The 24,937-nt window shown below is 41.6% G+C and carries 17 protein-coding genes; 8 read left to right on the top strand and 9 right to left on the bottom strand.

The window, feature by feature from the left end; genetic code table 11:
* The first annotated feature begins 162 nt into the window (after positions 1-162).
* From FC093_RS18025 to glgX, 3 genes are all read left to right on the top strand, one after another.
* Complete coding sequence (locus FC093_RS18025) at positions 163-1,278, top strand: PAS domain-containing sensor histidine kinase (RefSeq protein ID WP_137263205.1); 1,116 nt, start codon at positions 163-165, stop codon at positions 1,276-1,278.
* A gap of 173 nt (positions 1,279-1,451) precedes the next feature.
* Entirely contained in the window at positions 1,452-2,435 is a 984-nt protein-coding gene (locus tag FC093_RS18020) for a YpdA family putative bacillithiol disulfide reductase (protein WP_137263204.1), read from the top strand.
* Between the two features lie 576 nt (positions 2,436-3,011).
* Complete coding sequence (gene glgX / locus FC093_RS18015) at positions 3,012-5,153, top strand: glycogen debranching protein GlgX (RefSeq protein WP_137263203.1); 2,142 nt, start codon at positions 3,012-3,014, stop codon at positions 5,151-5,153.
* Between the two features lie 255 nt (positions 5,154-5,408).
* Here the strand turns inward: glgX and FC093_RS18010 are convergent, their stop codons facing one another.
* Positions 5,409-6,830, bottom strand: a complete 1,422-nt coding sequence (locus FC093_RS18010) for a hypothetical protein (RefSeq protein WP_137263202.1) — start codon at positions 6,828-6,830, stop codon at positions 5,409-5,411.
* A 100-nt stretch (positions 6,831-6,930) separates the two neighbouring features.
* On the bottom strand, positions 6,931-9,732 hold the full coding sequence (locus tag FC093_RS18005) for a TonB-dependent receptor (protein WP_137263201.1): 2,802 nt from the start codon (positions 9,730-9,732) through the stop codon (positions 6,931-6,933).
* Between the two features lie 325 nt (positions 9,733-10,057).
* On the opposite strand from FC093_RS18005, the gene FC093_RS18000 reads away from it, so the two are divergent.
* Entirely contained in the window at positions 10,058-11,230 is a 1,173-nt protein-coding gene (locus tag FC093_RS18000) for a hypothetical protein (RefSeq protein WP_240743357.1), read from the top strand.
* Between the two features lie 208 nt (positions 11,231-11,438).
* Here FC093_RS18000 and FC093_RS17995 read toward each other — a convergent pair whose 3' ends face one another.
* The 3 genes from FC093_RS17995 to FC093_RS17985 form a co-directional block, all read right to left on the bottom strand.
* A complete protein-coding gene (locus FC093_RS17995) occupies positions 11,439-12,902 on the bottom strand; it encodes a lipase maturation factor family protein (protein ID WP_240743356.1) in 1,464 nt (487 codons plus the stop codon).
* A 321-nt stretch (positions 12,903-13,223) separates the two neighbouring features.
* Positions 13,224-13,760, bottom strand: coding sequence for a DinB family protein (locus tag FC093_RS17990; RefSeq protein WP_137263198.1), 537 nt, complete (start codon positions 13,758-13,760; stop codon positions 13,224-13,226).
* A gap of 187 nt (positions 13,761-13,947) precedes the next feature.
* Positions 13,948-14,847, bottom strand: a complete 900-nt coding sequence (locus tag FC093_RS17985) for an NHL repeat-containing protein (protein ID WP_206106614.1) — start codon at positions 14,845-14,847, stop codon at positions 13,948-13,950.
* Between the two features lie 444 nt (positions 14,848-15,291).
* Here FC093_RS17985 and FC093_RS17980 point away from each other — a divergent pair, with 444 nt between their 5' ends.
* On the top strand, positions 15,292-16,140 hold the full coding sequence (locus tag FC093_RS17980) for an NAD(P)-dependent oxidoreductase (RefSeq protein ID WP_137263197.1): 849 nt from the start codon (positions 15,292-15,294) through the stop codon (positions 16,138-16,140).
* Between the two features lie 109 nt (positions 16,141-16,249).
* Here FC093_RS17980 and FC093_RS17975 read toward each other — a convergent pair whose 3' ends face one another.
* From FC093_RS17975 to FC093_RS17960, 4 genes are all read right to left on the bottom strand, one after another.
* On the bottom strand, positions 16,250-17,311 hold the full coding sequence (locus FC093_RS17975; RefSeq protein WP_137263196.1) for a hypothetical protein: 1,062 nt from the start codon (positions 17,309-17,311) through the stop codon (positions 16,250-16,252).
* Between the two features lie 341 nt (positions 17,312-17,652).
* Positions 17,653-18,261, bottom strand: a complete 609-nt coding sequence (locus FC093_RS17970; RefSeq protein ID WP_137263195.1) for an alpha-ketoglutarate-dependent dioxygenase AlkB family protein — start codon at positions 18,259-18,261, stop codon at positions 17,653-17,655.
* Positions 18,245-18,493, bottom strand: coding sequence for an Ada metal-binding domain-containing protein (locus tag FC093_RS17965; protein ID WP_137263194.1), 249 nt, complete (start codon positions 18,491-18,493; stop codon positions 18,245-18,247). The genes FC093_RS17970 and FC093_RS17965 overlap by 17 nt, the downstream gene beginning before the upstream one ends.
* 120 nt (positions 18,494-18,613) lie before the next feature.
* Complete coding sequence (locus FC093_RS17960; RefSeq protein WP_137263193.1) at positions 18,614-19,474, bottom strand: bifunctional helix-turn-helix domain-containing protein/methylated-DNA--[protein]-cysteine S-methyltransferase; 861 nt, start codon at positions 19,472-19,474, stop codon at positions 18,614-18,616.
* Positions 19,475-19,903: 429 nt separating this feature from the next.
* Between FC093_RS17960 and FC093_RS17955 the strand changes: the two genes are divergently transcribed.
* The 3 genes from FC093_RS17955 to FC093_RS17945 are packed head-to-tail and all read left to right on the top strand — an operon-like array spanning position 19,904 to position 24,920.
* Positions 19,904-20,497, top strand: a complete 594-nt coding sequence (locus FC093_RS17955) for a TetR/AcrR family transcriptional regulator (protein WP_137263192.1) — start codon at positions 19,904-19,906, stop codon at positions 20,495-20,497.
* Between the two features lie 49 nt (positions 20,498-20,546).
* On the top strand, positions 20,547-21,746 hold the full coding sequence (locus FC093_RS17950; RefSeq protein WP_137263191.1) for an efflux RND transporter periplasmic adaptor subunit: 1,200 nt from the start codon (positions 20,547-20,549) through the stop codon (positions 21,744-21,746).
* 21 nt (positions 21,747-21,767) lie between these two features.
* Positions 21,768-24,920 carry an efflux RND transporter permease subunit gene (locus FC093_RS17945; RefSeq protein ID WP_137263190.1) on the top strand — a complete coding sequence of 1,051 codons (3,153 nt, stop codon included), beginning with the start codon at positions 21,768-21,770 and terminating at the stop codon, positions 24,918-24,920.
* Positions 24,921-24,937: the final 17 nt, after the last annotated feature.

Below are 24,937 nucleotides of genomic sequence, written 5' to 3'. Positions count from 1 at the left end.
GAGGTTTTTACATAAGCCCGGGCATACATCATTAGCAAGTTGTTGCCATATTATTAAAACTGTACCCTCTTTTTACCCCATAGTATCTTACTTACCATCATTGGCTTACATAACGGTGTGGAGTGTGCAGATAAAAGATTTTCCTAAACAACTAATAGCCACATGAAAGAAGATTTACTTACACATATTCCTCAGGAAACTTTGCACAGCATAATAGCATTTGATAGCAATAATATACCTGAAAGTGCTTACTTCGCAGCCTGGATGGAAGATTTGCCGGTAAAAATTATTATAGCGGATGCAAAGGGAAGGGCTGAGTATTGGAACAAGCAATGGTACGAGTACACCGGACTGCCGCTGGATTACCCAAAAAATAAATTGTGGAAAGCAGCTATGCACCCCGATGATATACAACGTACATACAATGGCATGTGGTATTCGGTACGTACCGGCAAAGAATTGCAGATAGAATACCGTCTTAAAAGAGCTTCTGACGGGCAATACCGCTGGCACCTGGCACGTGCTTATCCTTTAAAGAACGGAGAGCAAAAAATAATGCAATGGCTTGTGGCAGTAACCGATATACACGAGCAAAAACAAGCAGAATGCAGTAAAGATATGTTTTTGAGTGTTGTAAGCCATGAGTTTAAAACACCGCTTACCACACTTAAAACATTGCTGTATTTGTATAAAAGTGAAATAATGGCCGACAATGATGCATACCCCCATGTGCTGGAACAAGCCGAGAACCAGTTGCTGCGCATGGAAAGGCTCGTTGGCAACCTGCTGGATGTATCGAAAGCAAATGCATATAAAATGGCATATCGTTTTGAAGAGTTCAACTTTGGAGAAATGATAAAGGAGTGCGTCGAGCATATGCAGCAGCAAACAGTTACACACACCATTGTGCTGGAGCAGAATGCCGAAATACTCTTTACAGGCGATAAACTACGGCTTGAACAGGTAATAAATAACTTACTGTCCAATGCTATAAAGTATTCGCCCGGTGCCGATACGATCGTAGTAAAAAGCTATTTAGTGCAGGATGAAGTATATGTATCGGTACAGGACTTTGGTATTGGCATTGCTCCAGAAAACATTAACGATATATATACTGCTTATTACCGGGTAAACAATACTGCTGCTGAGTTTGAGGGCTTAGGCATTGGCTTATATATCTGTTCCGAAATAATAAAGAGCCATCTTGGAAAACTTTGGGCTCAAAGCGTGCCCGCACAAGGCTCTACTTTTTATTTCAGCCTTCCTGTAAATGGCTGAATTTTTACCATAATAGATATAGCTGCAGTTATGAATTAATTATTCTATCGTTTTCCGCTTCCTTTAGTTTCCCGGCTGTTATCCGCAAATAGAAAATGTAATAACATTCAGTAACATCCGTGTATTTCTGTGTTATCTGTGAGAAAATAACACACTCACTTACCTTTGCCGCCATGAGCAAGTATGATGTATTGATAATTGGTGGCGGACCAATAGGCCTTGCCTGTGGTATAGCAGCAAAAAAAGCAGGATTGAGTTATATTATTATCGAAAAAGGTGCGCTGGTAAACAGCCTTTATAATTACCCTCTTTTTATGACCTTTTTTTCCACGTCTGAAAGGCTGGAGATTGGTGGTGTGCCCTTTATGAGTATGGCGCCCAAGCCAGGCAGGCAGGAAGCCATAGAGTATTACCGCAGAGTAAAACAGTTTTATGGCTTACAGATAAACTTGTTTGAAAAAGTGGAAAGTGTAAAGAAAGAAGGGGAACAGCATTTTATTGTTACTACTTCCAGAGGTCAATACGAAGCTAAGAATGTCATTGTATCCACTGGCTTTTACGATATTCCTGTAATGATGAATGTACCGGGCGAAGACTTGCCCAAAGTAAAACATTACTACAAAGAGCCACATTTTTATGCTTTCCAGAATGTGCTGGTAGTAGGCGCCAACAACAGCGCAGTAGATGCAGCACTGGAAACCTGGCGGCGCGGCGCCAACGTAACGATGGTGATACGTGGCAGCGAAATAGGTCGTGTAAAATACTGGATAAAACCCGATATTGAAAACCGTATAAAAGAAGGTAGCATTAAGGCGTATTTCAATTCATCGTTAAAAGAAATAACCGAAAAAGAGGTAATGATTGAAACTCCTGGCGGATTGATAACCATACCCAACGACTGGGTGCTTGCAATGACGGGTTATCACCCCAACTTTAAGATGCTGGAAAGTTTTGGTATAGAAACCGCTGATAACGTAAAGCATTGTCCGGTGTATCATCCCGATACGATGGAAACCAATGTACCCGGTTTGTACCTTGCTGGTGTAGTGTGTGGTGGCATGGATACGCATATCTGGTTTATAGAGAACAGCCGGGTACATGCCGATAAAATTGTTGCGGATATTGTGGCAAAACACCATTATGCAACTGCGGAATAGGAGGGAATTACAACTCCCCAGGCGATTGGTGTACTGCTTTTCTGCGCCGGCGAAGAGACGTTTGTTTACTTTTAATTAGCTTGATTTTGTAATCCTCTTCATTTGCTATCCTGCCCATAGCAGAATCGAAGGATTATAGGAAAGTTGTTTCTATAGCTGATTCTATGTATAGTATTAATCCTGGACTGTTTTTAATTCCGCATAATTATCTGGCATTCTATAATAACCAAGGCTTAATACCGGCGGATTTCGGACAGAATTATCAAGTTACAAATGCTTCGTGCTTCAGCAGGACGAATGGTAACTTTTAATGATTTATTATAACTTACAATAAAATAAGTTCAGTTTTCTTTCTTACACTTTTGGTATCTCCATCTACAATGAGTAAAACAACTCTTGCATTGATTTTTGCCAAGCCATTGCTTTACACATCTGCAAAATACTTACCTAAATACATTACCGTTTTTTCAACATTACACATCTGCAACCTGCCACTGCGGAATGATTTATGTAGATGTTAGGCGATTGCTGCAGACTTGCCGTTAGCATATAAAATTTGTTTATTGAATATAACCTATGAGTAAAACCGTATATGCGGGTAGCCCACACCCTTTAGGAGCAACGTGGGATGGCGAAGGTGTAAATTTTGCGCTCTATTCCGAAAATGCAACAAGTGTAGAACTATGCCTGTTTAATGATGAGGAAAAAGTGGAAGAAGTGATAAAAATAAAAGAGCGCTATCACCACAACTGGCATGTGTATGTGCCCGGCATTAAACCAGGACAAATGTATGGTTATCGTGTGGATGGCCCTTATGAACCGGAAAATGGTCATCGCTTTAACCGCAACAAAGTACTCATTGACCCTTATGCCAAAGCCATTTCGCGCCCCGTCAACTGGAGCGAAGCGCTGTTTGGTTATATACCCGGCAACCCTGCCGAGGACCTGAGTTTTAGCGAGCTGGACAGTGCCGCTTTTATTCCAAAATCGGTGGTAATAGACAACAACTTCGATTGGGAAAATGATAAACAGCCCAAGGTGCCTTATCACCAGAGCATTATTTACGAGGCGCATGTAAAAGGCTTTACCAAGCTGCATCCTGATATTCCCGACGAGATAAAAGGTACCTATGCAGCATTGGCGCATCCGGCAACTATTAAATATCTTAAGGAATTGGGCATTACAGCTATAGAACTAATGCCCGTACACCACTTTGTAAACGACTGGCATTTGCAGCAGCAAGGATTGTCCAATTACTGGGGGTACAATACCATTGCCTATTTTGCGCCCGATGTGCGTTATTCCAACGGCAATGGCAGGGGCGGCCAGGTAATAGAGTTTAAAAATATGGTGAAAGAAATGCACAAGGCAGGTATAGAAGTGATACTGGATGTAGTGTATAACCATACTGCCGAAGGCAACCAAATGGGGCCAACACTTTCTTTTCGCGGTATAGATAACTCCTCTTATTACCGCCTTTCAGCAGAGAACAAGCGCTACTATATGGATTATACCGGCACCGGCAATACCTTAAACACTTATATACCATCAGTACTCAAGCTGCTGATGGATAGCCTGCGTTACTGGATATTGGACATACACATTGATGGTTTCCGCTTCGATCTGGCTTCTACACTTGCGCGCGAGCTGCACGCCGTGGACAGGCTGAGTGCTTTTTTTGATATTATTTATCAGGATCCGGTTATCTCTCAGGTAAAGCTGATTGCAGAACCGTGGGATATTGGCGAAGGCGGCTACCAGGTGGGCAAGTTTCCGCCGGGCTGGGCAGAGTGGAACGGACGCTACCGCGATTGTATGCGCGATTACTGGCGTGGCGAAAACAGTATGTTGGCCGAGTTTGCCGAACGCTTTACCGGCAGCAGCGATTTGTATAAAAACGACTATCGTATGCCTACTGCCAGCATCAATTTTATAACAGCGCACGACGGTTTTACATTGAATGATTTGGTATCGTATAATGAAAAACATAATGAAGCCAATGGAGAAAACAATAACGATGGCGAAAGCCACAACAGAAGCTGGAACTGCGGTGCAGAAGGCGAAACAAACAACCCCGATGTGATAGCCTTGCGCAACAAACAAAAGCGTAATTTTCTCACCACTTTATTTTTATCACAGGGCGTGCCCATGCTGGTAGCCGGCGACGAGCTGAGCCGCACACAACATGGCAATAACAATGCGTATTGCCAGGATAATGAGATTTCGTGGATTAACTGGGATAAGGCAGACAAAGACCTACTCTCTTTTACCAAAAAACTGATTCATTTCCAAAAAAAGCATCCTGTGTTTTGCAGGCGCGGCTGGTTTCAGGGTATATCTATACACGGTAAAAAAGATATTGCCTGGTTTGCCGCCGATGGCTCACCAATGGAAGAAGAACACTGGAGAGAGTATTTTGCCAAAACACTTACCGTTTATTTAAACGGAGAGGCAATAGATACCTTAGGCTATAAAGGAGAAAAAGTATTAGACGATAATTTTATTATGCTTTTTAATGCCCATTATGAAAACGTGACGTTTACATTACCTTCAAAAATAGATCATCACCAGTTTACCAAGGTGCTGGATACTAATGAAGATTTTTTGAATGATGATGGCTGTGATTGCAGATTTAAAGGTGGTGACACCGTAGAGGTAGCCAGCCACAGCGTAGTAGTGCTAAAGAGCGCCGGGGAAGTAAAAAATGCAACTTCTTAAAATGGAGAATTGTTTGGTAAAGAACAAGAGTGATGTATCAGTGGATGCACCACTCTTGTTTCAAATATCAATTAGAATTTATAAGTAGAAGAGTAGTAGCTTTAGTTTAAAACTTTAATAAGTTATATAGAAAAAACCAGTACGGTTTGCCTATGCTGATTTATGCGGTTTATCTTAAAAGCGGATGACTGCTACAGAAGAATCCCCGGTAGAGGAACCGGGGATGTATAGCTTTGCGCTATTCCTCATGAACGTTTATTTGCCCCAGATTGCCCAGCCTGTTGTCCAGTCGTTGGTTGCATCAAAGGCGCCTATAAACGAAACTTTATCAAAAAAGCTGTCGCTCAATTCTGTTAAGTCGAATGCAGCAGGTACAGTCAATGCCGGCGAGCCGGTTGTTGGCTTTAAGCCCGGTGCGGCATCGTTAAACGGATCAGCCAGCATCATATCAGCAGCAGTTGCATAATACCTGCTTCTATTGGTAGTTTCTGTCATTACCCGCAGGCTCGCAGTGTCCCAAACCGGCGGGATTGCTTTTGGATCCAGCTTATCTATTTTATAAGGTACTGCAACGGCGCTTGCATTTAAAAAACTATTGTAAAACCTGCTGATGCCTTGCTTGTAATACGAAACAGTAGAGTCATCATCCAGGTCGAGACCAGCCTTTTGACTGCCCATCACTATGGAGTTGGCGAGGATAAATTTGCTGCCTCTTCTCCAACGCATTCCATACCCATAATCGGTGCTGGTACCTGTTGCATTGTTTGGGCCAATAGCGGTAAAGTTGGATAAAACAGGGAAAGTAATAGGTGCTCTGGTAAATAAAAATCCGTTGTTGGGGTTAATATTATCCACTTCAAAATTGTTCGATATATCACCACTTGTTCCTTTGTTATCGGTAAAAACAGGGTCTTTTACAGAAATAGCAAACTGTATTTTACCACGGTAGCCATCGTCCATATCAAAGTCATCATCAGCACAGTTATAAGCAATCAGGTGCTTACAATTAACGGTGCCACCAAAAAATTCAAACGCATCATCCAATCCTCTTACTACCTGTACATAATCTATGATAGTGCCAGCGCCTACACCGTACAGTGATAAACCATTTACTTCATCACCCGGATTTACTGCTTTACCGGCATATTCAATACGTACATATTGCAGGGTACCAGAGCTATGTTCATCGTTTGAACCGCCAAATGCACTAAAGTTAGGGTCAACACCACCTTCCAGCACACTATGGTTGCCGTTTGTTGTTGCCTGTCCCACCAGCACTATGCCGCCCAGGTCGCCCGGTGCAGGCGATGCTTCGCCGGAGGTAAATACAATAGGTTCGGTGGCAGTGCCTGCTGCATTAATGGTGGCATCTCTGTAAATTACCAACACGCCCGCAGAGTCTTTGTTGGAGACGATCTTGGTTCCCGGTTCAATGGTCAATGTAGCACCATCGGTTACATATACATAACCGCGCAGGTGATACGTTTTGTTTTTTGTCCATGTTTGGCTGCTGCTGATAACACCGCGAATCATTATATCTGTAGCAGTATCGTTGCCGCCTCCGTTACCTGTTGTATCAATAGGCGGGTCGGGCATGTTGTCGCTCTTTTTACACGAGGTAGTTGTTGCTGCAATCATTAGCATTCCGGCTAAGACGGCAAATGCAATTTTCTTCATAATAATTATTACTTTTTATTAATGGGTAAATGTCTTTGCACAGTGTTACTGCACTGTTATCCAGGGGTTAACAAAAGGTTATTAAAAGAGGATGATATTGTTACTTACCAAGGTTGTATCTGATGCTTAACGAAGTGGTAGCGCCATATTGATAACTGTTCATTATTCTGTCTGTTGAAGCATTATAATTAATAGACTTCGGAGCCGCATCAAACTTATAATACCACACATGTGCATCAGCCAGCAGGTCGCTTATTGTAAGCCGTAGTTCCATCCTGTTTTTTAGCAGCTTTTTGCTTACGCTTGCATCCAATACATCCCTGGGCTTTTCATATACATTTTTGCCGGCACCACCTACTGCTCTGAATTTGAGACGTGGACCTATGCGATTGTATAAAATATTAAACGAGAGCGCGTCGTTATCGGTGCTGTAAGTTAAACCTCCATTCACCAGATATGGTGACTGACCCTGCATTGGGCTATTGTACGTTACATCGCCAAACTTCACCGAGCCTTTGATGTAGGCGGCATTGGTATAAAAGGTTAAGTGATTAAAGAAATTACCACTTATAAAGTCGAGCCGTTTTCTTATTTCTAACTCAATACCATACACTTTTGCATTGGTGGCATTTACAAAACTGTACACATCATTGGCGAGATTGGTTTGCTCAATGGGGCTGTTGAAGTATTTGTAAAACACACTGGCAGAAATGATTTCACCGGCAGCAGGAAACCATTCATAACGCAAATCAGCATTGGTGTTTTTGCTCCGTTGCAACGTATCATTACCCTGCTGAATAATGTAGTTTTCATAATCGAACACACGATATGTTGCCAACTCTCTAAACTCCGGACGGTTAACACTTTTCGAAGCTGCCAGACGAATATTTGTTTTGTTATTTACACTATACGTAAACAATCCTGATGGCAACACATCAAAGTTGTCCAGTTGAATATCTGGTCTGTTTACCGTATGCAGTTGTTGTACAGATCTTTCTGCCCGTACACCCCAGGTGAGTTTTATTTTATTCGAAAACTTATTGTCCAGCATTACATAGCCGGCATTCAGCAAACCGGTGCCATGATAATCGGTGGAGTTGGCGCCGATAGTAGCTAATGTAATATGATAATTATCTATGTTTTCAGGGCTAAAAATATTGCTGTATGTAGTGCCTTTTGCCTCAGGTATCTGTACGCGATAGCCATGCGTGTTGAGCACTGAAAAACCCAATGCATCTACTTCCACATTTCTGTCGCGATAGTAGTTGCTGGTACCAAACTTTAGTTTTTGCACCATACCTTTCCATTTAAACTGCCTGGTAACATTGATGTTGGCGCCATAAATATTTTCTTTTAAGAAAGAATATACACGACCCGCATTGGTGATTTCGGGCGAGTTTTCGTTACTTAAGGTTAAATAATAAGTGCCATCGCCGGGGTAAGTGTGAAAGGTAAGAATGCGCTGGTCGGGCTGCCAGCGATAGGTTAAACCATACGATGCATTCCAGTCCACTGTCCAGTCGTGAGGCAGGCTATGTAAGCCTTCCAATACCGTGTTAAGAATACCGTTTGCAGCCGCTTCGCTGTTGGTACTTTTATATAAAAACGTACCAGATTCTCCATTCACTACATTCTCTCCGTTGCGAATGCCTACTGTTTTTACAAAATCGTTGTTGTATAAGTTCTTCAGCGATATTTTGCTCTTGCCATAAGCATACGTTACATTCAGTAAACCAGACAAGGTGCTGCGCATATCGTAGTTGGTAGTGCTGTAATCATAAGCCTGCACGTTGTACTGCTCATATTCATTTCTGTAACGGTCTGCTATGCGCCTGCTGTTATTGTAATTAATAGCATAGATATATCCTATTTTTTTGCTCTCGCCCAGCAGCTTCGTGTTGCCACCGGTATAAGCTATACTCACATTTGGCTGACTTTGCAAAGCCGGTTCGTAACCAAAGGTGTTAGGAAATTGTTTGGTAATGCTTGTTTTAGCAGCATCATCAAGATTGATGAATTGTGCGCCGCGATGGCGGTAATAAGAGCCGGGCATTAATCTTTTGTTATCAAAAAAGCCCAGCCAGTCCATCGAACCTTCGGGATAACCTTTGTAAAAATTACGAAAGGTGGTTAAAGAATTATATCCTACGGAAACACCTATTTCGCTCAGTTTTTTACTGGGGTAATCTTTGGTAGCCACCTTTACGGCGCCGCCTGCAAAATCGCCGGGCAAGTCGGGTGTAGCCGATTTATAAATCGTAACATTATCTACCAAAGAAGAAGGCAGAATGTCAAATGAAAAGGCCTTCTTATCAGGCTCGGTGCTGGGTAAAATGGTATTGTTTAATAACGAACTGTTGTAGCGCTCGCTCAAGCCACGGATAATTACAAATTTATTATCCTGTATGGAAGTGCCGCTTACCCTGCGCAATACTTCGCTCGTATTACGGTCGGGCGATTTTCGGATGATTTCAGCCGAAATACCATCCGAAATAGCCGATGCATTTTTTTGCGCTGTGTACAACGATGCCATACCCTCTTTACGGGCACTGCTTGTTACTACAACGGTGTTCAATTCTGCACTCACCTGCTCCAGCGAAATGTTGACAGGTGCATTGTCGCGTTCCAATGCTTTAATGTCATTGATTACCTTGGTTTGATAACCTACACTGGATATTTCAATAGCGTACGTTTCGCCCGTTTTTACCTGCAGAAAAAAATTGCCTTCCACATCGGTGCGTGCGCCGCCTCTGGTAGCAGTAATAACAACAGAAGCGCCTATTACCGGCGAGCCGGTAACTGCATCGGTTACTTTGCCAGATAGTTTTGTGGTGGTGTTTAACTGGGCAACAGATAGTTGTGTAATGAATAAAAAGAGGATTAAAATAATAGTACGATTCATGAGGTTTGTTTGTCGCAAAACTCACTTATCTGCATTACCTCATTGTTACAGAAACATTAAGCAATCGTTATAGAAATATTACTTTAAAGTTAACGATTAATAATGTTTATTGAAGTTGGATGTTTATTTCCTTAGCCTGCCGCCTTGGCGTATCCTCTGATTTGTGAAGACATGCACCGGGGTGAAAAACATTTACAATGCTTTATCAACATTTAAATACATCAATAGCAATTTGTTTATATTGACTTAACAATTTAATAATATTGCCGACGATTTTACGCACTTAAAATTTTACACATTGTATTTTCAAAAGAAGTGGTTGTTTTTGCTTATTGTTGTTTTTTTATTTATTACACAAATTGCTGCACAGGAAAAGGTTGCTGATACTGCTTTCAAACCTTCGGGAAAACTGTGGGGCTATACGTATGGAGACTATTATTATAAAGCCCATGCCGATACGTTGAACAGAGGTGGTGCTAATCAATATACAGGTATTGAAAAGGGCAGGAATGCTTTTCAGATAAGAAGGGCTTATCTGGGTTATAATTACGATATACATCCAAAATTTTCTGCTGAACTGCTCCTGGCCGCCGAAGACAATGTGGTTACTGCAAATGGTACTACAACCGGCGACTTAACCATTGATAACAAGTTTACTTTTTATATTAAATATGCCAATCTCCGCTGGAAAAACATTTGGAAAGGAACAGACCTCGTGGTAGGTCAGCAAAGTACACCGGCTTTTTCATTAGTTGTAGATCCGATATGGAGTTATCGGTCTATAGAGCGCACGATTACCGATATCCGCCGTACACCTTCTTTTGATCTTGGAGTTGGATTGCAGGGAAAATTTGATCCTGAAACCGGAAATTTGGGTTACAATATTTTTGTAGGCAACGGCACTGCTGCAAGACCAGAGAATGATAAGTATAAATGGTTTGGCGGCGATGTATATGCAAAGTTTTTTGATAAAAAGCTGGTGTTCGATCTATATGCCGATTACCAGCGTTTAAATTGGAATCCCGGTCTCCATCATTCCATGAATATGATAAAAGGCTTTGCTGCTTATACCACTCCTGCCTTTACCGCCGGTGTAGAAGCATTTATTAACCATGGCAAGAACGACGTGATAGGTGTACGTGATGGCATTAATGATACGCTGAGCGCCAATGCAACCGGCATTTCCACGTTTGTAAGAGGAGTAGTGGTAAAAGATAAACTGAACTTTTTTGCACGTTTTGATACCTATAATCCCGATACAAAATATAATGCAGTTGATTACCAATCGTACAAAGGACTTTCTGCCAGTTATGAGCCTAATAATAAAGAGCACTTTATTACCGCCGGGCTTGATTTTACCCCTATAAAGAATGTGCATGTGATGCCCAATATATGGTACAACCGGTACATCAGCAAACGTACAGACGTAACAGGACCATTTAAACAGGATTATGATCTGGTGTACCGCATTACTTTCTTTTATGTATATGGCAGGTAAGGTGTAAATGTTGGCTTATTTTTCTATAACTATAAGGTAAAAATAGCATTACGGAAGTAGGCTTATGTTGTAGTTGTGTTTGCGTAGGTTGTGGCAGGGGGAGCATATTAAGAATTAACAATGAATAGAAAATGAAATTTTAATCAAACTCAATAGAAATAAGTTTTTTTTACGAAAGGAGAAGTACATCCCGTATTCTCCATTACGCTCACTTAACCCAGCCTTGATATTTCAAATAGTCAACCAACTGCTGGTTATTAACAGACAATACCGGAAGCCATAAGCCAAGCCGCTCACTTGTCCACCAAAGCCCTTGCGGATTACCGGGCTTCGCAAATTGATAGCGATACAATACTGCTCTAACGTAACGCGGCGGCTTATCAGGAAAGGGATTGTTGGCAAATAAACTTATTACATTGGCATCATTATGAAGGAGCTTCCATGCAAGGTTATATGTCCAGGGATAGCCTTCGGGCGAGCCCATAGCAGCAAACCACATTTGCCAGTCTAAACGCAACTGGTAAGGTGCTATCTGCGGCGGACGTTTATCCAGCAGTACAGGTAAACCCTTATAAATATAGGGCTTCCAATGGGCATTATCGGTAGAGTCATTATCTGATGTTCCTTCAAATATCACATTATAACGTTCCCTCCCTACGGTTCCAAATGCACCATATGTGTTTACGAGATTTAATGGATCAAAAGAGGTGTTCATTATCTGCTGTGTTGACAACATATTAGTGACCGGTGCCACACTAAGAAACACAACGATAACTACCACTAACCAGGCAGTAGTTTGCATCGCACGCGATTCCCTGGCGTGCGTTGCAGCCGTACTTGCTTTTTGAACGAGCAATTTAGGAAACAGCTTTGCCCAAAAGCCATCATCAAAACAGGCCAAGGCGGGAACGATTGTCAGCCAGTTTAAAAATGAAAGGTTGCCGCTGAGGATAATGTTAATTTGAAATAATACAATCACCGCCCCAGCTATATGCCGTGCCAGTCGCGGCCAGAACACGAAAAAAGGCGCTGCTACTTCTGCCAGCCAATTGAACCAGACACCAATTTTTAAAGCCGTATGTGGCAGAAAATGAAACCATCGGCTCAATGGACCAGGAATGGGCTGTGTTTCAAAATGATAATTCAGTGCACTGGCATTTCGCCACATTTCATCTCCGCGCAATTTTATCAGGCCGGCACCCAGCATAATGCGGAAGATAAGCCAACGAAATAAAATGATAATGGGTAAAGGTGGCTCACGCCCCGGAAACGGACGAGCATCGAGCAGCGGGCAGAGAAAGATAGCCAGAAAACCGGTTTCAGTAAGCTGAATTTCCCAGCCGTAACTATACCAGTCTTGCCCTACATGAACAAAAGATATATAGAGGAACCAAAGAACAGTCATCATCAACGCATTGGCATAGCCTGCCATAACTACTACCGAAAGCAGAAACCCAATCCATGCGACAGTTAAAAGTGTTCCATCCGAATGCCCGAACCAAAAGATAGACGGCAGTACCCAAAAGCCGGCAGCGATAGATCCTACTGAATCCTGTATCTGTTTTAAGAACATATCTGCCGGCAATAACCCATCGGCACCAATAAGCGGAACAATTTGGTTGATTGCCACTAAAAAAGCTACAGCATAAATAAGCCCTAGTAATCGAAGCATAATAAAACGTGTGAGCCAGTATGTGGGAGCAGTATTTGACTCACGTGGAATTCTTCGGAATGCACTATCCGGCAGGTTTAATTTCATAGGCCATTCCTTACTTCAAAACATATCAAAAGCAATGACGATAAGGGATGTGGTTGCAAAAATTAATCCTAAAAGCGAGAATGTCCAGCAGTAGCTATTGTTTACATTTGTTGCTGCTTTTTAAACTTAGCCTGTTGAAATAAGGTTCGGACAGATACCCGCCGCAGAAAGCGTTTTGGCTGGTTTAAGTCGAATCAGGTCTCGGGAACATGTTGAAGATAGCGCTACCCTAACTCAGGAGAATTCTCCATTGTGTTCTTTTATCCATTTCACCAATTCGGTTATTCTTGCCAAATGGTGGTCGTCATGTTCGGCTACAAATAAGAATAAATCCATTGTGCGCATGGGTGTTTTCAATCGCGGGTGCAATGCAGACAGAAATATTTGTTCTTCAGTTAAAGTCTGTAATCGCTTAACCGTTTGTTTTCGTATTTGCCTGAAGTTGTTTAATAATGTTGTTATTGGCACTGCATTGTGAGCCGCCTCTGTTGTTTTTCTGTTTTGCAGGTCGGTTGGCCGGAGTTCCTTTTCACCATTCAAAATATCCTGGAGCCTGCCTTGCCACAATGGTTCGAGATCGGTTAAATGACCAACATTTTCCTTAATAGTCCAGGTATCATTAACACGTATGGTGGTGATATTTTCGGGTATAAATAAAAACTTCTCTTCCAGCCGCGCGGGTGTGCCGGCAAGCCGTTCTATAATAGATGGAAATATGTTTTGAGCCGATGAAAAATCGAAGGTTCTGTCAAACCACTTTTCCTGATTCATATTACTATACAAGCTTTTTTAAAACAAAGCAGTTGCATACATATTACAATACTTTCCGTTTCTCACGCTCTTCGGAGTAAAAGATAAAGCTACTGCAACAACTTACGCAACTGCTTCCTGTTATGTAAATCCAAATCAATAAACCTGTTTTTGGTATCTTTTAAAAGGTAACTACTCAACAGTTGTATTAATAAGAAAGCTTATATGCTACTACTTTATTTTTTAGGAACGTAGGTACCAGCACCAGCTTTTCAGATGGAATATAATCAATGTCTGCGGTGTTGGACGAATCGGCTTTGGTATCCAGCAGTTGTTGCTCCTTGCCGTTTTTAATTAAATAGATTTCGCCTTGCCAGCGGCTGGCAAGATAAGTGCTGTCGTCAAGAATTACCAGCCCATCGCCACCTGTCACTACCTGGTTGATAAACTGATTTTGCTTGCTGGAAACTGTATATTTACTCAATCCTTTGCCGTCCAGTATATACAACTGTCCGCTTTTATCGCAGGCCAGTCCATTTACGCCATCCCTGCCTTCGGCTATGGTGCTTACATTGCCATTGTCAAGCATGTACACATTGCCGGTTTTAGTATCCGAAACGTAAATCTTACTGCCATCCGTAGCTACATCATTGAGAAAAGCAGCGCCTTTTACCGGGTAATGTTGCGCAATTTTACCATCGTTTTGATTAATCACTACCACTTCATCCACATCGGCAACATACAACTTACCGCCAAGCAATGCCATTCCTTTAGGCGCATTCAGTCCGGTTGCCCATCTTGCATTTATGATCGTGCCATCTGGTTTTATGGTGGCAATAGAACCTTTACCATCTTTTTTCGAGGCATCTCCTTCAATATTGCTGGTATAAATGATATTGCCGGACTGGTCGTATAAAGTAGATTCGACAGTAGTAAGCACCGTATCTGTTTCCCAGGCTTTTTGCAGCGATGCATTGCCGGCGGAAGATGCTGAAGCGGAGGCATCTGCATTGGCAGTGCTGTCATTAGCAGACTCAGTGCCGGTATTATTTCCGGAGCACGCGTAAACAGATAAAGCAACTGAAATAATGGCTACGATTTTTTTCATGTGGTAAGTAGTTTGAATTGGGTATAAAAATAATTGAAAATTAGGTGTTTTATTTGGATGAACTGCTTTTGGAAATGTTTGGTGAGTAAAATGTGAATGGAGAGAAATAATAAAAAGCAGATCTGTTATTATTGTTTACTTTGAAGAGCGCAGAGATAACACTTTGAAGAACAGGAGATGTGCGAAGACAATTATGGAAATGAGAATTAACTACAGATGACCTCTGGTAAAAGAATATAAACCGGTGATTGACATTGATGAATCTTAGACATAAAAAAGCGAAAGAAAATAGATTGATATTTAGCAGCCCCAATAACCTAATGCTGTCAACAGAAAGCGCCCGGGAGCCAATATGAACAACTTTATTTTTATCATTCATGCTGATTAGTATTGCCGAAATAGCAATAACGGCTTGCACTTAACTTTACAAAAATTAATAACACTATGAAAGCATTTTTAGGAATGGGGTTATTAGGCTCCAATTTCGTTAGGGCAATGTTGCATCAAGGCGAAACCATACAGGTTTGGAACCGTACTTCATCCAAAGCAAAAGCATTGGAACCGTATGGTGCAAAAGCATTTGACAATGTAGCCGAAGCAGTACATGGAGCGGATATTATTCATATTACGTTGAAGGATGACGCTACCGTGGATGAAGTACTGGAAAAAGCAAGTGCGGGATTGCAGGCGGGCGCTACCATTATAGATCATACGACCACTTCTGCCAAAGGCGCTATCCAAAGAACAGCTTACTGGAAAAGCAAAGGATTTATTTACCTCCATGCGCCTGTATTTATGGGTCCGCAAAATGCATTGGAAAGCACTGGTTTTATGCTGGTTTCCGGCGACCAGTCGGTTATAGGAAAGCTGGAGCCGGAGCTATCGAAGATGACAGGAAAACTCATCAATTTTGGACCTGAAGAAGGTAAAGCAGCGGGCATCAAACTTATAGGCAATTCGTTTTTGATAAGTCTAACAGCCGGACTCGCTGATGCGCTTTCGCTTGCCAAAGCACATCATATTGAGCCTCAGGAACTGCTTACTTTATTTAATAGCTGGAATCCGGGTGCTATGGTTCCGGGAAGATTAAAGCGCATTACAGATGCCAGATACAATGAGCCGTCCTGGGAATTGAACATGGCGCGTAAAGATGCCGGACTGATGATGAGTGCCGCAAAGGAAGCGGATGCTGATTTAACCGTTATACCGGCTGTCGCATCGTTGATGGATAAATGGATTACGCAAGGGCATGGTACAGATGACTGGACGATCATAGCAAAAGATAGTTTATGAGTATATCAAGCAACTCTCGTAGTAAGCCTGCAATCTTTTTGCACTTCGTACAGATAACAATTGAGCGGAAAGTCAGGAGCTTATCTTTGATATGCTCCTGACTATTTTGTTAAGGTGTGCTTTGCACGGTCGCCTTGGTAGTATCAGCTTTACTGGTTAGTTGTGCAGCAGCCTTTTTGAGTGCTGCTTCCAGCTTATCTACCACATCCTGAGCATTATTGTGTTCGCCAAGCCATTGTTTATGTTCAAGAGAGAGTTGTTCATGTATTGCTGCAATAAAGTCAAGCATTGGCAGATCTCCCAATGTAAATATTGCATTACGAACATCATCCAACTTTCTGGAAAGGTTTTGAAGCGTATTAACTGTTAAGGTATATCTTTCTGCAATCCGTTGGCTTTGGTAAATTTGTTCGCGGATGGTTGCATAAGCACTTAGTGCTGCAAATACAGAACCCAGGGTAGCAATAGCAGCAAAATGAGGCTTAACAACACTTAGTATTCCTGCTATTCCTGTTGCTATTGCCGCGCCCGCAATGGCCCAGCTACTGTAAGAAAGTGTTTTCCTGGCATCTTCGCGAAGTTTTGCCCCACGCCTTTTAAAAAAGGCTAGTTGTACATCCAACTGGTATCTTCTGAAGTATTCAAATTTTAAAAGTGCCGTAGGAATTTCGCCGGTAGGAGCAACAGGTGCTGTTGCCACTGTATTAAAGTATTCGAGTCTGCTGCATTCTGCTGCTGCACGTTTTGCCATCCAGTCTTTCAACAATTCTCCCTGTTTAACGGTATTCAGGTCTTTGGCGGCCAACGCTCCGGTGATGATAGCTCCGATACTTAAACCAATGATAACATAATGTTCTGTATTACCTGGCAAAAAGGACTGAAGTATTCCTGTTGCAAGCACCAGTGCTACTAAAACAGCGGTAGCTAACGCTAATCCATTCGCCCTGTTAAAAACATGCCTGAATTCATTTTGCGCAGCCAAGGCTTCCTTATCGTAATTTTCGTATTGTTCTGCAGTAATCGTAAGCTCGCTGCTGTTTAAAATGGCAGCAAGAGCGGGTGCTTTGTCTTTCAGTTCTGCTGCATGTTTTGTAGGTGTAAGTATATAGTCGTCTGGTTGTGCCTTACCTATTGCTTCTTTTGCCTGGTTGATTGCGTTTTCCTGTGTCATAACAGTTTATTTGTTTTGATGTATAAGACTGTAAGAACCCGTTTGTAACAAGATATCAATTCAATTGTAAGCGGGTTTTATAAAGCAATTCAACACCACGTTCTTCGTAATAATACGATGGTATACCCTTAAGCAAAAAATAGAGCAATTTCTTCTGCATTACCCTGCTACATCACCAAATAATTCCACTTATACTATAGCAAAAGCCTGTTTATGAAGGGCGAATATTTTACATCGAAGACCTGTAGAACTAAAATACAGAAATTATTGTAAACTGTTGCAAAAAGAGCTGCAAGTATTAGTTTTCAGTACGCTTTTGGTAAGCCTTTAATAGCGGAAGTTTACAACACAATTGTCCGAAAGGTTAAATTAATACGAGGCTTGTCTGTTGTTTTTGTAGGTGGTAGCCGGTGAAGCCAGTAAGTTTGTGTGGTGTCTTTCATCACCAGCAAGCTGCCGTGCTCCAAAATAAGCGAGACCGTTTCTTTGGTTTGCTTGTGTTTGAAACAAAATTTGCGTGCTGCACCAAAGCTCAATGAGCCAATGGCACTGTTCTTTTTTAAATCTTTTTCTCCATCGCTGTGCCACGCCATTCCTTCACTGCCATTATGATAAAGATTGAGTAAACAGGAATTAAATTGTTCACCTGTTTGTGCTTCTGCTATTGCCTTTAATGCTAATAATTCTGTTGTCCACTTTAAAGCCCGCTTTGTAACGTTGGAATAAGCATACTCAAAGTCATGGTCGCCATACCAGGCTACTTTTCGCTTTGTAATCATTCGCTTTCCAAAGAGGATAGCTTCATCGTTTTTCCATGCTACATTGTTCATTAAACTGTTCAGGTATTCATTAGCTTCTTTGTTGGAGAATATTTTTCCGTAATAATATACTGTTCCGTCTTTAGGTAACAGATTGGTAGTGCGGTTTGACTCGTTACTGAATAAATCCATGTTTCCAAATTTGATATTGTTGTTTCATACAATGCCCGCATGGACGATAGCCATGTTGCACAGCTTCACCTTCTGTGCCAAAGAAAACCCTGTGTGCTTTTTTCATCCATTTGCCCGAAGCGCATTGCAGCGTTCCATAAATCTTCAATTTTTTGTTGCCACCAAAGCAAACCTTTTTCTGCCTGATTAAGCGTCTTAAATCACTGTCGTCAATTGCTGTGTGTTGTATCATTGTTGGACGCAGCTGTTTGTTTTTTGAGTAAAAATTTATTTGCAAGTTTCTGTGGATACAATCTGCGGGCGCTCTTTGCACTTGCCTTGCTAACGGCGGCGGCTTTCGCGGTTAAAACAATTATTCTTCAACAACTTCCAACGAATTTATTTTTGCACTTTCCCAACCAATCATAACTGCTTTACGGGTGCTGCCCCACATATAACCACCCAATGTTCCTGTACTTTGAATAACGCGGTGGCACGGGATGAGAAATGCAACCGGATTGCTGCCAATAGCGGTTCCAACGGCCCGCGAAGCACTTGGCTGTTTTATTTTTTGAGCAATGGCGCCGTAAGTAGACAATTGCCCCATTGGTATTTTTAGCAAGGTTTCCCACACTTTTAATTGAAAATCGGTACCTTTTAAATGCAGTTTTATTTGATGCAGTTTGCTCCAGTCGTTTTGAAAAATGAACAAGGCATTTTGTTGCATCAAATCTAATTTTTGATGAAAAGTAGCATTCGGAAATTTGCCTTTTAAATCTGCTACTGCCTTGTCTTCGCCCTCTTCAAAAGCCATATAGCACACGCCTTTTGCAGTTGCAGCCACCACAAGGTTGCCAAACGGACTCTCAGCAAAACTGTAATTGATGTGGAGATTTTTTCCTCCGTTTTTATATTCGGCAGGTGTCATTCCTTCAATATTTACAAACAAGTCGTGCAGCCGGCTGGTGCCCGAAAGTCCTGTTTCGTAAGCTGTATCAAAAAGCGTTGCCTGGTGCTCTGTCAGCAATTTTTTAGCATGTTCTACACTGATGTACTGCAAAAATTTCTTTGGAGTTGTTCCCGCCCATTCGCTAAACAGCCGTTGAAAATGAAATGGGCTTAAATGCACTTTTTCAGCAACTTCATCAAGGCTGGGTTGATCTTTAAAATTTGTTTTTATATAATCTATTGCTTCTGCAATGCGGTTATAATTAATTTGTTCCTGTATGTTCATCGTACTGAATTTTGTGATACAAATCTCGAACTGTTTTTGTGGTCATAAAATCCGAAACTTGCGGATGTTTGCATGTTGGTATTTCACTTTCCGGACTGCTTGCAACAGCATTTTACTGGCTCTGCTTACATAAAATGAAAGTAAAACCACTTTGTTCAAAAACATTCCTGAAAACACGATAAAAATAGGGCTGTTGCGTATTGCGCTTTGCATTCTGTTTTAAGATATTTTGTTAGGAATATTAAGTACACTTATACTAAGCTATTTTAGGATAAACAACTAAATTCCAGATAGCAAGTTATCATCCGGAAGAGCAGCTATAGGCATTTATTTTCGTCCATCTAAATTTAAAATAATTTATATAACAGTTGAATCATCTTTCAAAAAAAGTTTTCTATTTCAAAAATGTTTGACAATTTTGTCAAACAAATGGCAACAAGAGATACGGGTACAGAACAATTGATCAAAGACACGGCAAAGCGAATCTTTTTTGCTGAAGGTAAACTGCATGCAACAACACAGGATATTGCAGACGCAGCAGGTATTAGTCGCACTTCGCTGCACTACTATTACAGGTCGAAAGATGAGTTGATAAAGCTTGTATTCAACGAAGCTATGGATGCTTTAAGTTCCAGGTTAAATGATATAATGGAATCTGCAATTCCATTTAGAGAGAAAATAGAACACATGGTAGATGTTATATTAACTGAGGCAATTGCTTATCCTTATCAGGAAACTTTTGTTATTACAGAAATGCTCTCTGATAGTAGCAGTTTTTATGAAAAAAAAGCAAAAAGCCATCGCCACACCAATGCCTTTCTTAAGGAAGTGGAAGCCGAAATGACCGTTGGGCATGTTAAAGCCATGAATCCTGTTCAGTTTATGATGAACCTTTTTTCATTAACAACCTATCCGTTAATTGTTCGCCCTTTGCAAAAAAAACTATTTAAATTGACGGATAAGCAATACGACCACTTGATGAACGAACGGAAAAAACTCATCTGTGATCTGATTTTTCAATAATAATTTTTATCCCATAACTAACTGTTTATTAAACAAAAAATTCCAACCAATGAAGCAAACTACGTTGCTGTTGAAGAGTTTAAACGCAGCAATATTTTATACTTTATTACTAACTGCATTATCGCTTGTATTTGTCTCCTGTGGTAATAAACAAAATAACAGTGCAGATGCTGCAGGTGCTGCTCCTCCAACACCCACTTACCCGGTATTTAAAGTGATTGCACAAACGGCTACGTTGCAAACCGTTTATCCCGCAACTTTGCAAGGTCAGCAGAATATTGAGATACGTCCAAAAATTGATGGCTACATCGAAAAAATATACATTGACGAAGGGGAAGTGGTGAAAAAAGGGCAATTGCTTTTCCGTATCAGCGCCCCCCAATACCAGCAGGACGTAAACAATGCCGCGGCAGCCATCAGCAGCGCAGAAGCGGATGTAAGTGCCGCCGAATTACAGGTAAAAAAAACAAAGCCTTTGGTAGATAAAGGCATCATCAGCAAGTTTGAATTGGAATCAGCAGAATACACCCTACAGGCACGTCAGGCTGCATTGGCGCAGGCAAAAGCGGCTTTAGCCAATGCGAAAATAAATGTAGGCTATACCACCGTCACCAGTCCGGTGAATGGCGTGGTGGGTACACTTCCTTATAGATTGGGAAGCCTCGTAAGCAGCACCACCCAAATGCCTTTAACAACTGTTTCCAACATTGGAAATGTGTATGCTTATTTTTCTTTGAATGAAAAACAATTGCTTGATTTTTCAAGACAATACAAAGGGAATACTTTACAGGAGAAATTGAAACATTTGCCTCAGGTTACCTTAGTACTTTCTGATGGTACTGAATATCCTGAAAAAGGGCGTGTAGAATCGGGTGGTGGATTGATCAATACAGAAACCGGTTCAGCAAGTTTCCGGGCAACGTTTCCTAATCCGGTTGGGCTTCTTCGCAGTGGAGCCAGCGCTATCGTGCAAATCCCCGTATCTGTTAATGATGCCATCCTCGTTCCGCAAAGATCTACCTACGAAATGCAGGGCAAACGCTTTGTTTTTCTCGTAACGAATGGCAATAAGGTTATCAGCAGGGAAATTGAAGTGATGCAAGTTCCATCCGGGCAGTATTTTGTTGTAACCAAAGGTTTAAAGGCAGGCGATACCGTAGTATATGAAAGCACCAGCACTTTACAGGACAGCACGGTCATCAAACCGGAAATCAAACCCGAAGAGAAAGTTTACCAGAATTTGAAATAATTATCTTATTCCCGTCTTTTTATGCTCAAAACATTTATAGAACGACCGGTATTATCAACGGTTATTTCCGTTATCCTCGTCATACTTGGTATTATAGGCATTGTAACTTTGCCCATTACCCTGTACCCGGATATTGCGCCGCCCACTGTTCGGGTATTTACCGCTTACCAGGGCGCCAATGCCGACGTGGTAATGAACAGTGTGATCGTTCCGCTGGAAGAACAAATTAATGGCGTGGAGAACATGACCTATATGACTTCTTCTGCAAGTAACGATGGCTCGGCTGGCATTACTATTTATTTCAAGCAGGGAACCAATCCCGACCTCGCTGCTGTGAACGTTCAAAACCGTGTATCAAGAGCAATGCCGCTATTGCCTGCCGAAGTAACCCGCGCAGGTGTAACCACCAGCAAACAGCAAAGCAGTATGGTAATGGTGTTTGCGCTTAACAGTACCAATCCCTCTTTTGATGCCAAGTTTTTGCAGAATTATGCCAACATTAATTTGGTACCTGTAATTAAAAGGATCAATGGCGTAGGTGATGCACAAGCCTGGGGCACCGGTGATTATTCCATGCGTATCTGGCTAAAACCTGATGTAATGGCAACGTATGGATTAGTGCCCGATGATATCAACAATGCATTGGCAGAACAAAACATCGAAGCGGCGCCGGGTAAAATTGGAGAGAACAGCAACCAGTCTTTTGAATATGTGCTTAAATACAAAGGCAGACTTCAAAAACCGGAAGAATATGAGAACATTGTTATCCGTTCGGCACAGAACGGACAATTGTTACGTTTGAAGGATGTCGCCCGCATTGAATTGGGTTCTATTACGTATGCCATTACTTCCCTTACCGATGGAAAGCCTTCTATTGTGCTTGGTATATTTCAGTCTGCAGGCTCCAATGCCCATGAAATGATACAGGAAATAGATCGTACCATAAAAGCAGCTTCCAAAAACTTTCCGCCGGGTGTAACCAGCACCATGATCTTTTCGGCGAATGATTTTTTGAATGTATCCATTGAAAAGGTTATCCGCACTTTGCTCGAAGCCTTTGTGCTTGTTTTTATTGTGGTGTTCATTTTTCTGCAAGACCTTCGTTCAACCTTAATACCTGCGATAGCCGTACCGGTAGCAATAATTGGTACCTTTTTCTTTCTGCAATTATTTGGCTTTACCATCAACCTGCTTACACTGTTTGCATTGGTGCTGGCAATAGGTATTGTGGTAGATGATGCGATTGTGGTGGTGGAAGCGGTACATTCAAAGCTGGATCATGGCGCTTCTTCGGCAAAAACAGCTACCCAGGAAGCAATGAGTGAAATCAGTGGAGCCGTTATTTCCATTACCCTTGTAATGGCTTCGGTGTTTTTGCCGGTCACCTTTATTTCAGGTTCTACAGGCGTATTTTATAAACAGTTTGGTTTAACGCTGGCTGTTTCGATCATTATTTCAGCCGTAAATGCCTTAACGCTTAGTCCCGCACTGTGTGCTTTATTATTAAAACCACATCATGAGAACAAGCTTCGAAAAGGTTTTATGCAACGTTTTTATAATGCTTTCAATGTCGGCTTTGAAGCAGTAACTGCTAAATATAAACGTTCTGTTGGTTTCTTATCAAAAAGGAAATGGATTGCATTATTTGGCATCGCTGTTTTTGGTACTTTATTATGGTTTTTGATGAAAACAACGCCGGGTGGATTCGTGCCTAATGAAGACCAGAAATTTATTATGGCAGATATTTCGCTGCCACCGGCTTCTTCACTGGAACGTACTTCAGAAATATCCGACCAGGTAGCGGCCATTTGCAGAAGCATACCCGAAATGGCTTCGGTTACCCAAGTAGGCGGTTTCGGACTTTTAAGCGGTGGAAGTGGTGGTTCCTATGCAGCTTTTTTCATGGAATTAAAACCCTGGAATGAACGCAAAGGAAAAGAACATACTGTTGATGCTGTTGTCAATAAATTGTTTCAGCTAACATCACATATTAAAGGTGCCAATATTCTTTTCTTTGCCCCGCCAACACTCGAAGGTTTTGGTAACACGAGCGGTTTTGAGTTTCAGTTGCAGGACAAAAGTGGTGGCGACATCAGTAAGTTTGTTGCCGTAAAAGATACATTCCTCGCCGCTTTAAGCAAACGCCCTGAGATACAATATGCAAAGAGCTTTTTCAATACCAATTTCCCTCAATATCAGATTGACCTGAATGTGCCCAAATGTAAAGAGGCAAATGTTCCACCTGCGGCTGTTTTAAACACATTGCAGGGCTATTATGGTGGTTTGTATGCCTCTAACTTCAATGAATTTGGAAAGCAATATCGTGTAATGATACAGGCTGATGCGGCGTATCGCGGTACAGAGGGAAGTATTAATAATATTTTTGTAAGAACGGGCAATAATGTAATGGCGCCGGTATCGGAGTTTGTTACCTTAAAACGGGTGTATGGACCTGAGTTTATTAACCGTTTTAATATGTTTACTGCTATGTCTGTATCCGGTGCGCAAAATGAGGGATATAGTTCCGGCGATGCCATCAAAGCCATCCAGGAAGTGGCTGCGCAAACATTGCCGGTGGGTTATGGATATGAGTTTTCCGGATTAAGCCGTGAAGAGATATCAAGCGGTAGCCAAACTATTTATATCTTTTTATTATGCCTTGTATTTGTGTACTTTTTATTAAGCGCACAATATGAAAGTTATCTGCTTCCTTTTTCGGTGCTGTTGTCGTTACCCATTGGCTTGGCAGGCGCTTTCATCTTTGCAAACCTGTTTGGCGTACAAAACAATATCTACCTGCAAATAACACTCATCATGCTCATTGGTTTGCTGGCAAAGAATGCGATTCTTATTGTAGAATTTGCGGTTGACCGGCGAAGGGAAGGACAAAGCATTGTGCAGGCAGCTATCAATGGTTCGGTTGCCCGTTTACGACCAATATTAATGACCTCTTTTGCATTCATTTTTGGCATCTTACCGTTAATGCTTTCAACGGGAGCAGGTGCGGAAGGTAACCGTTCTATTGGTACAGGTGCTGTTGGGGGTATGCTTATCGGAACCATCTTCGGCGTTTTTGTTATCCCGGTATTGTTCATCATTTTTCAAACATTACAGGAACGCATTAGCAGAAAGCCTTTGCCTGTTCCGGCTTCAGATCAAACCTCTATTCAATAAAAAATTCTATCCGATCA

This window comes from Ilyomonas limi, from assembly GCF_005233845.1.
GTDB lineage: Bacteria > Bacteroidota > Bacteroidia > Chitinophagales > Chitinophagaceae > Ilyomonas > Ilyomonas limi.
Note: the sequence above shows the minus strand (reverse complement) of the source record. Positions and strands in the feature narration are given on the sequence as shown.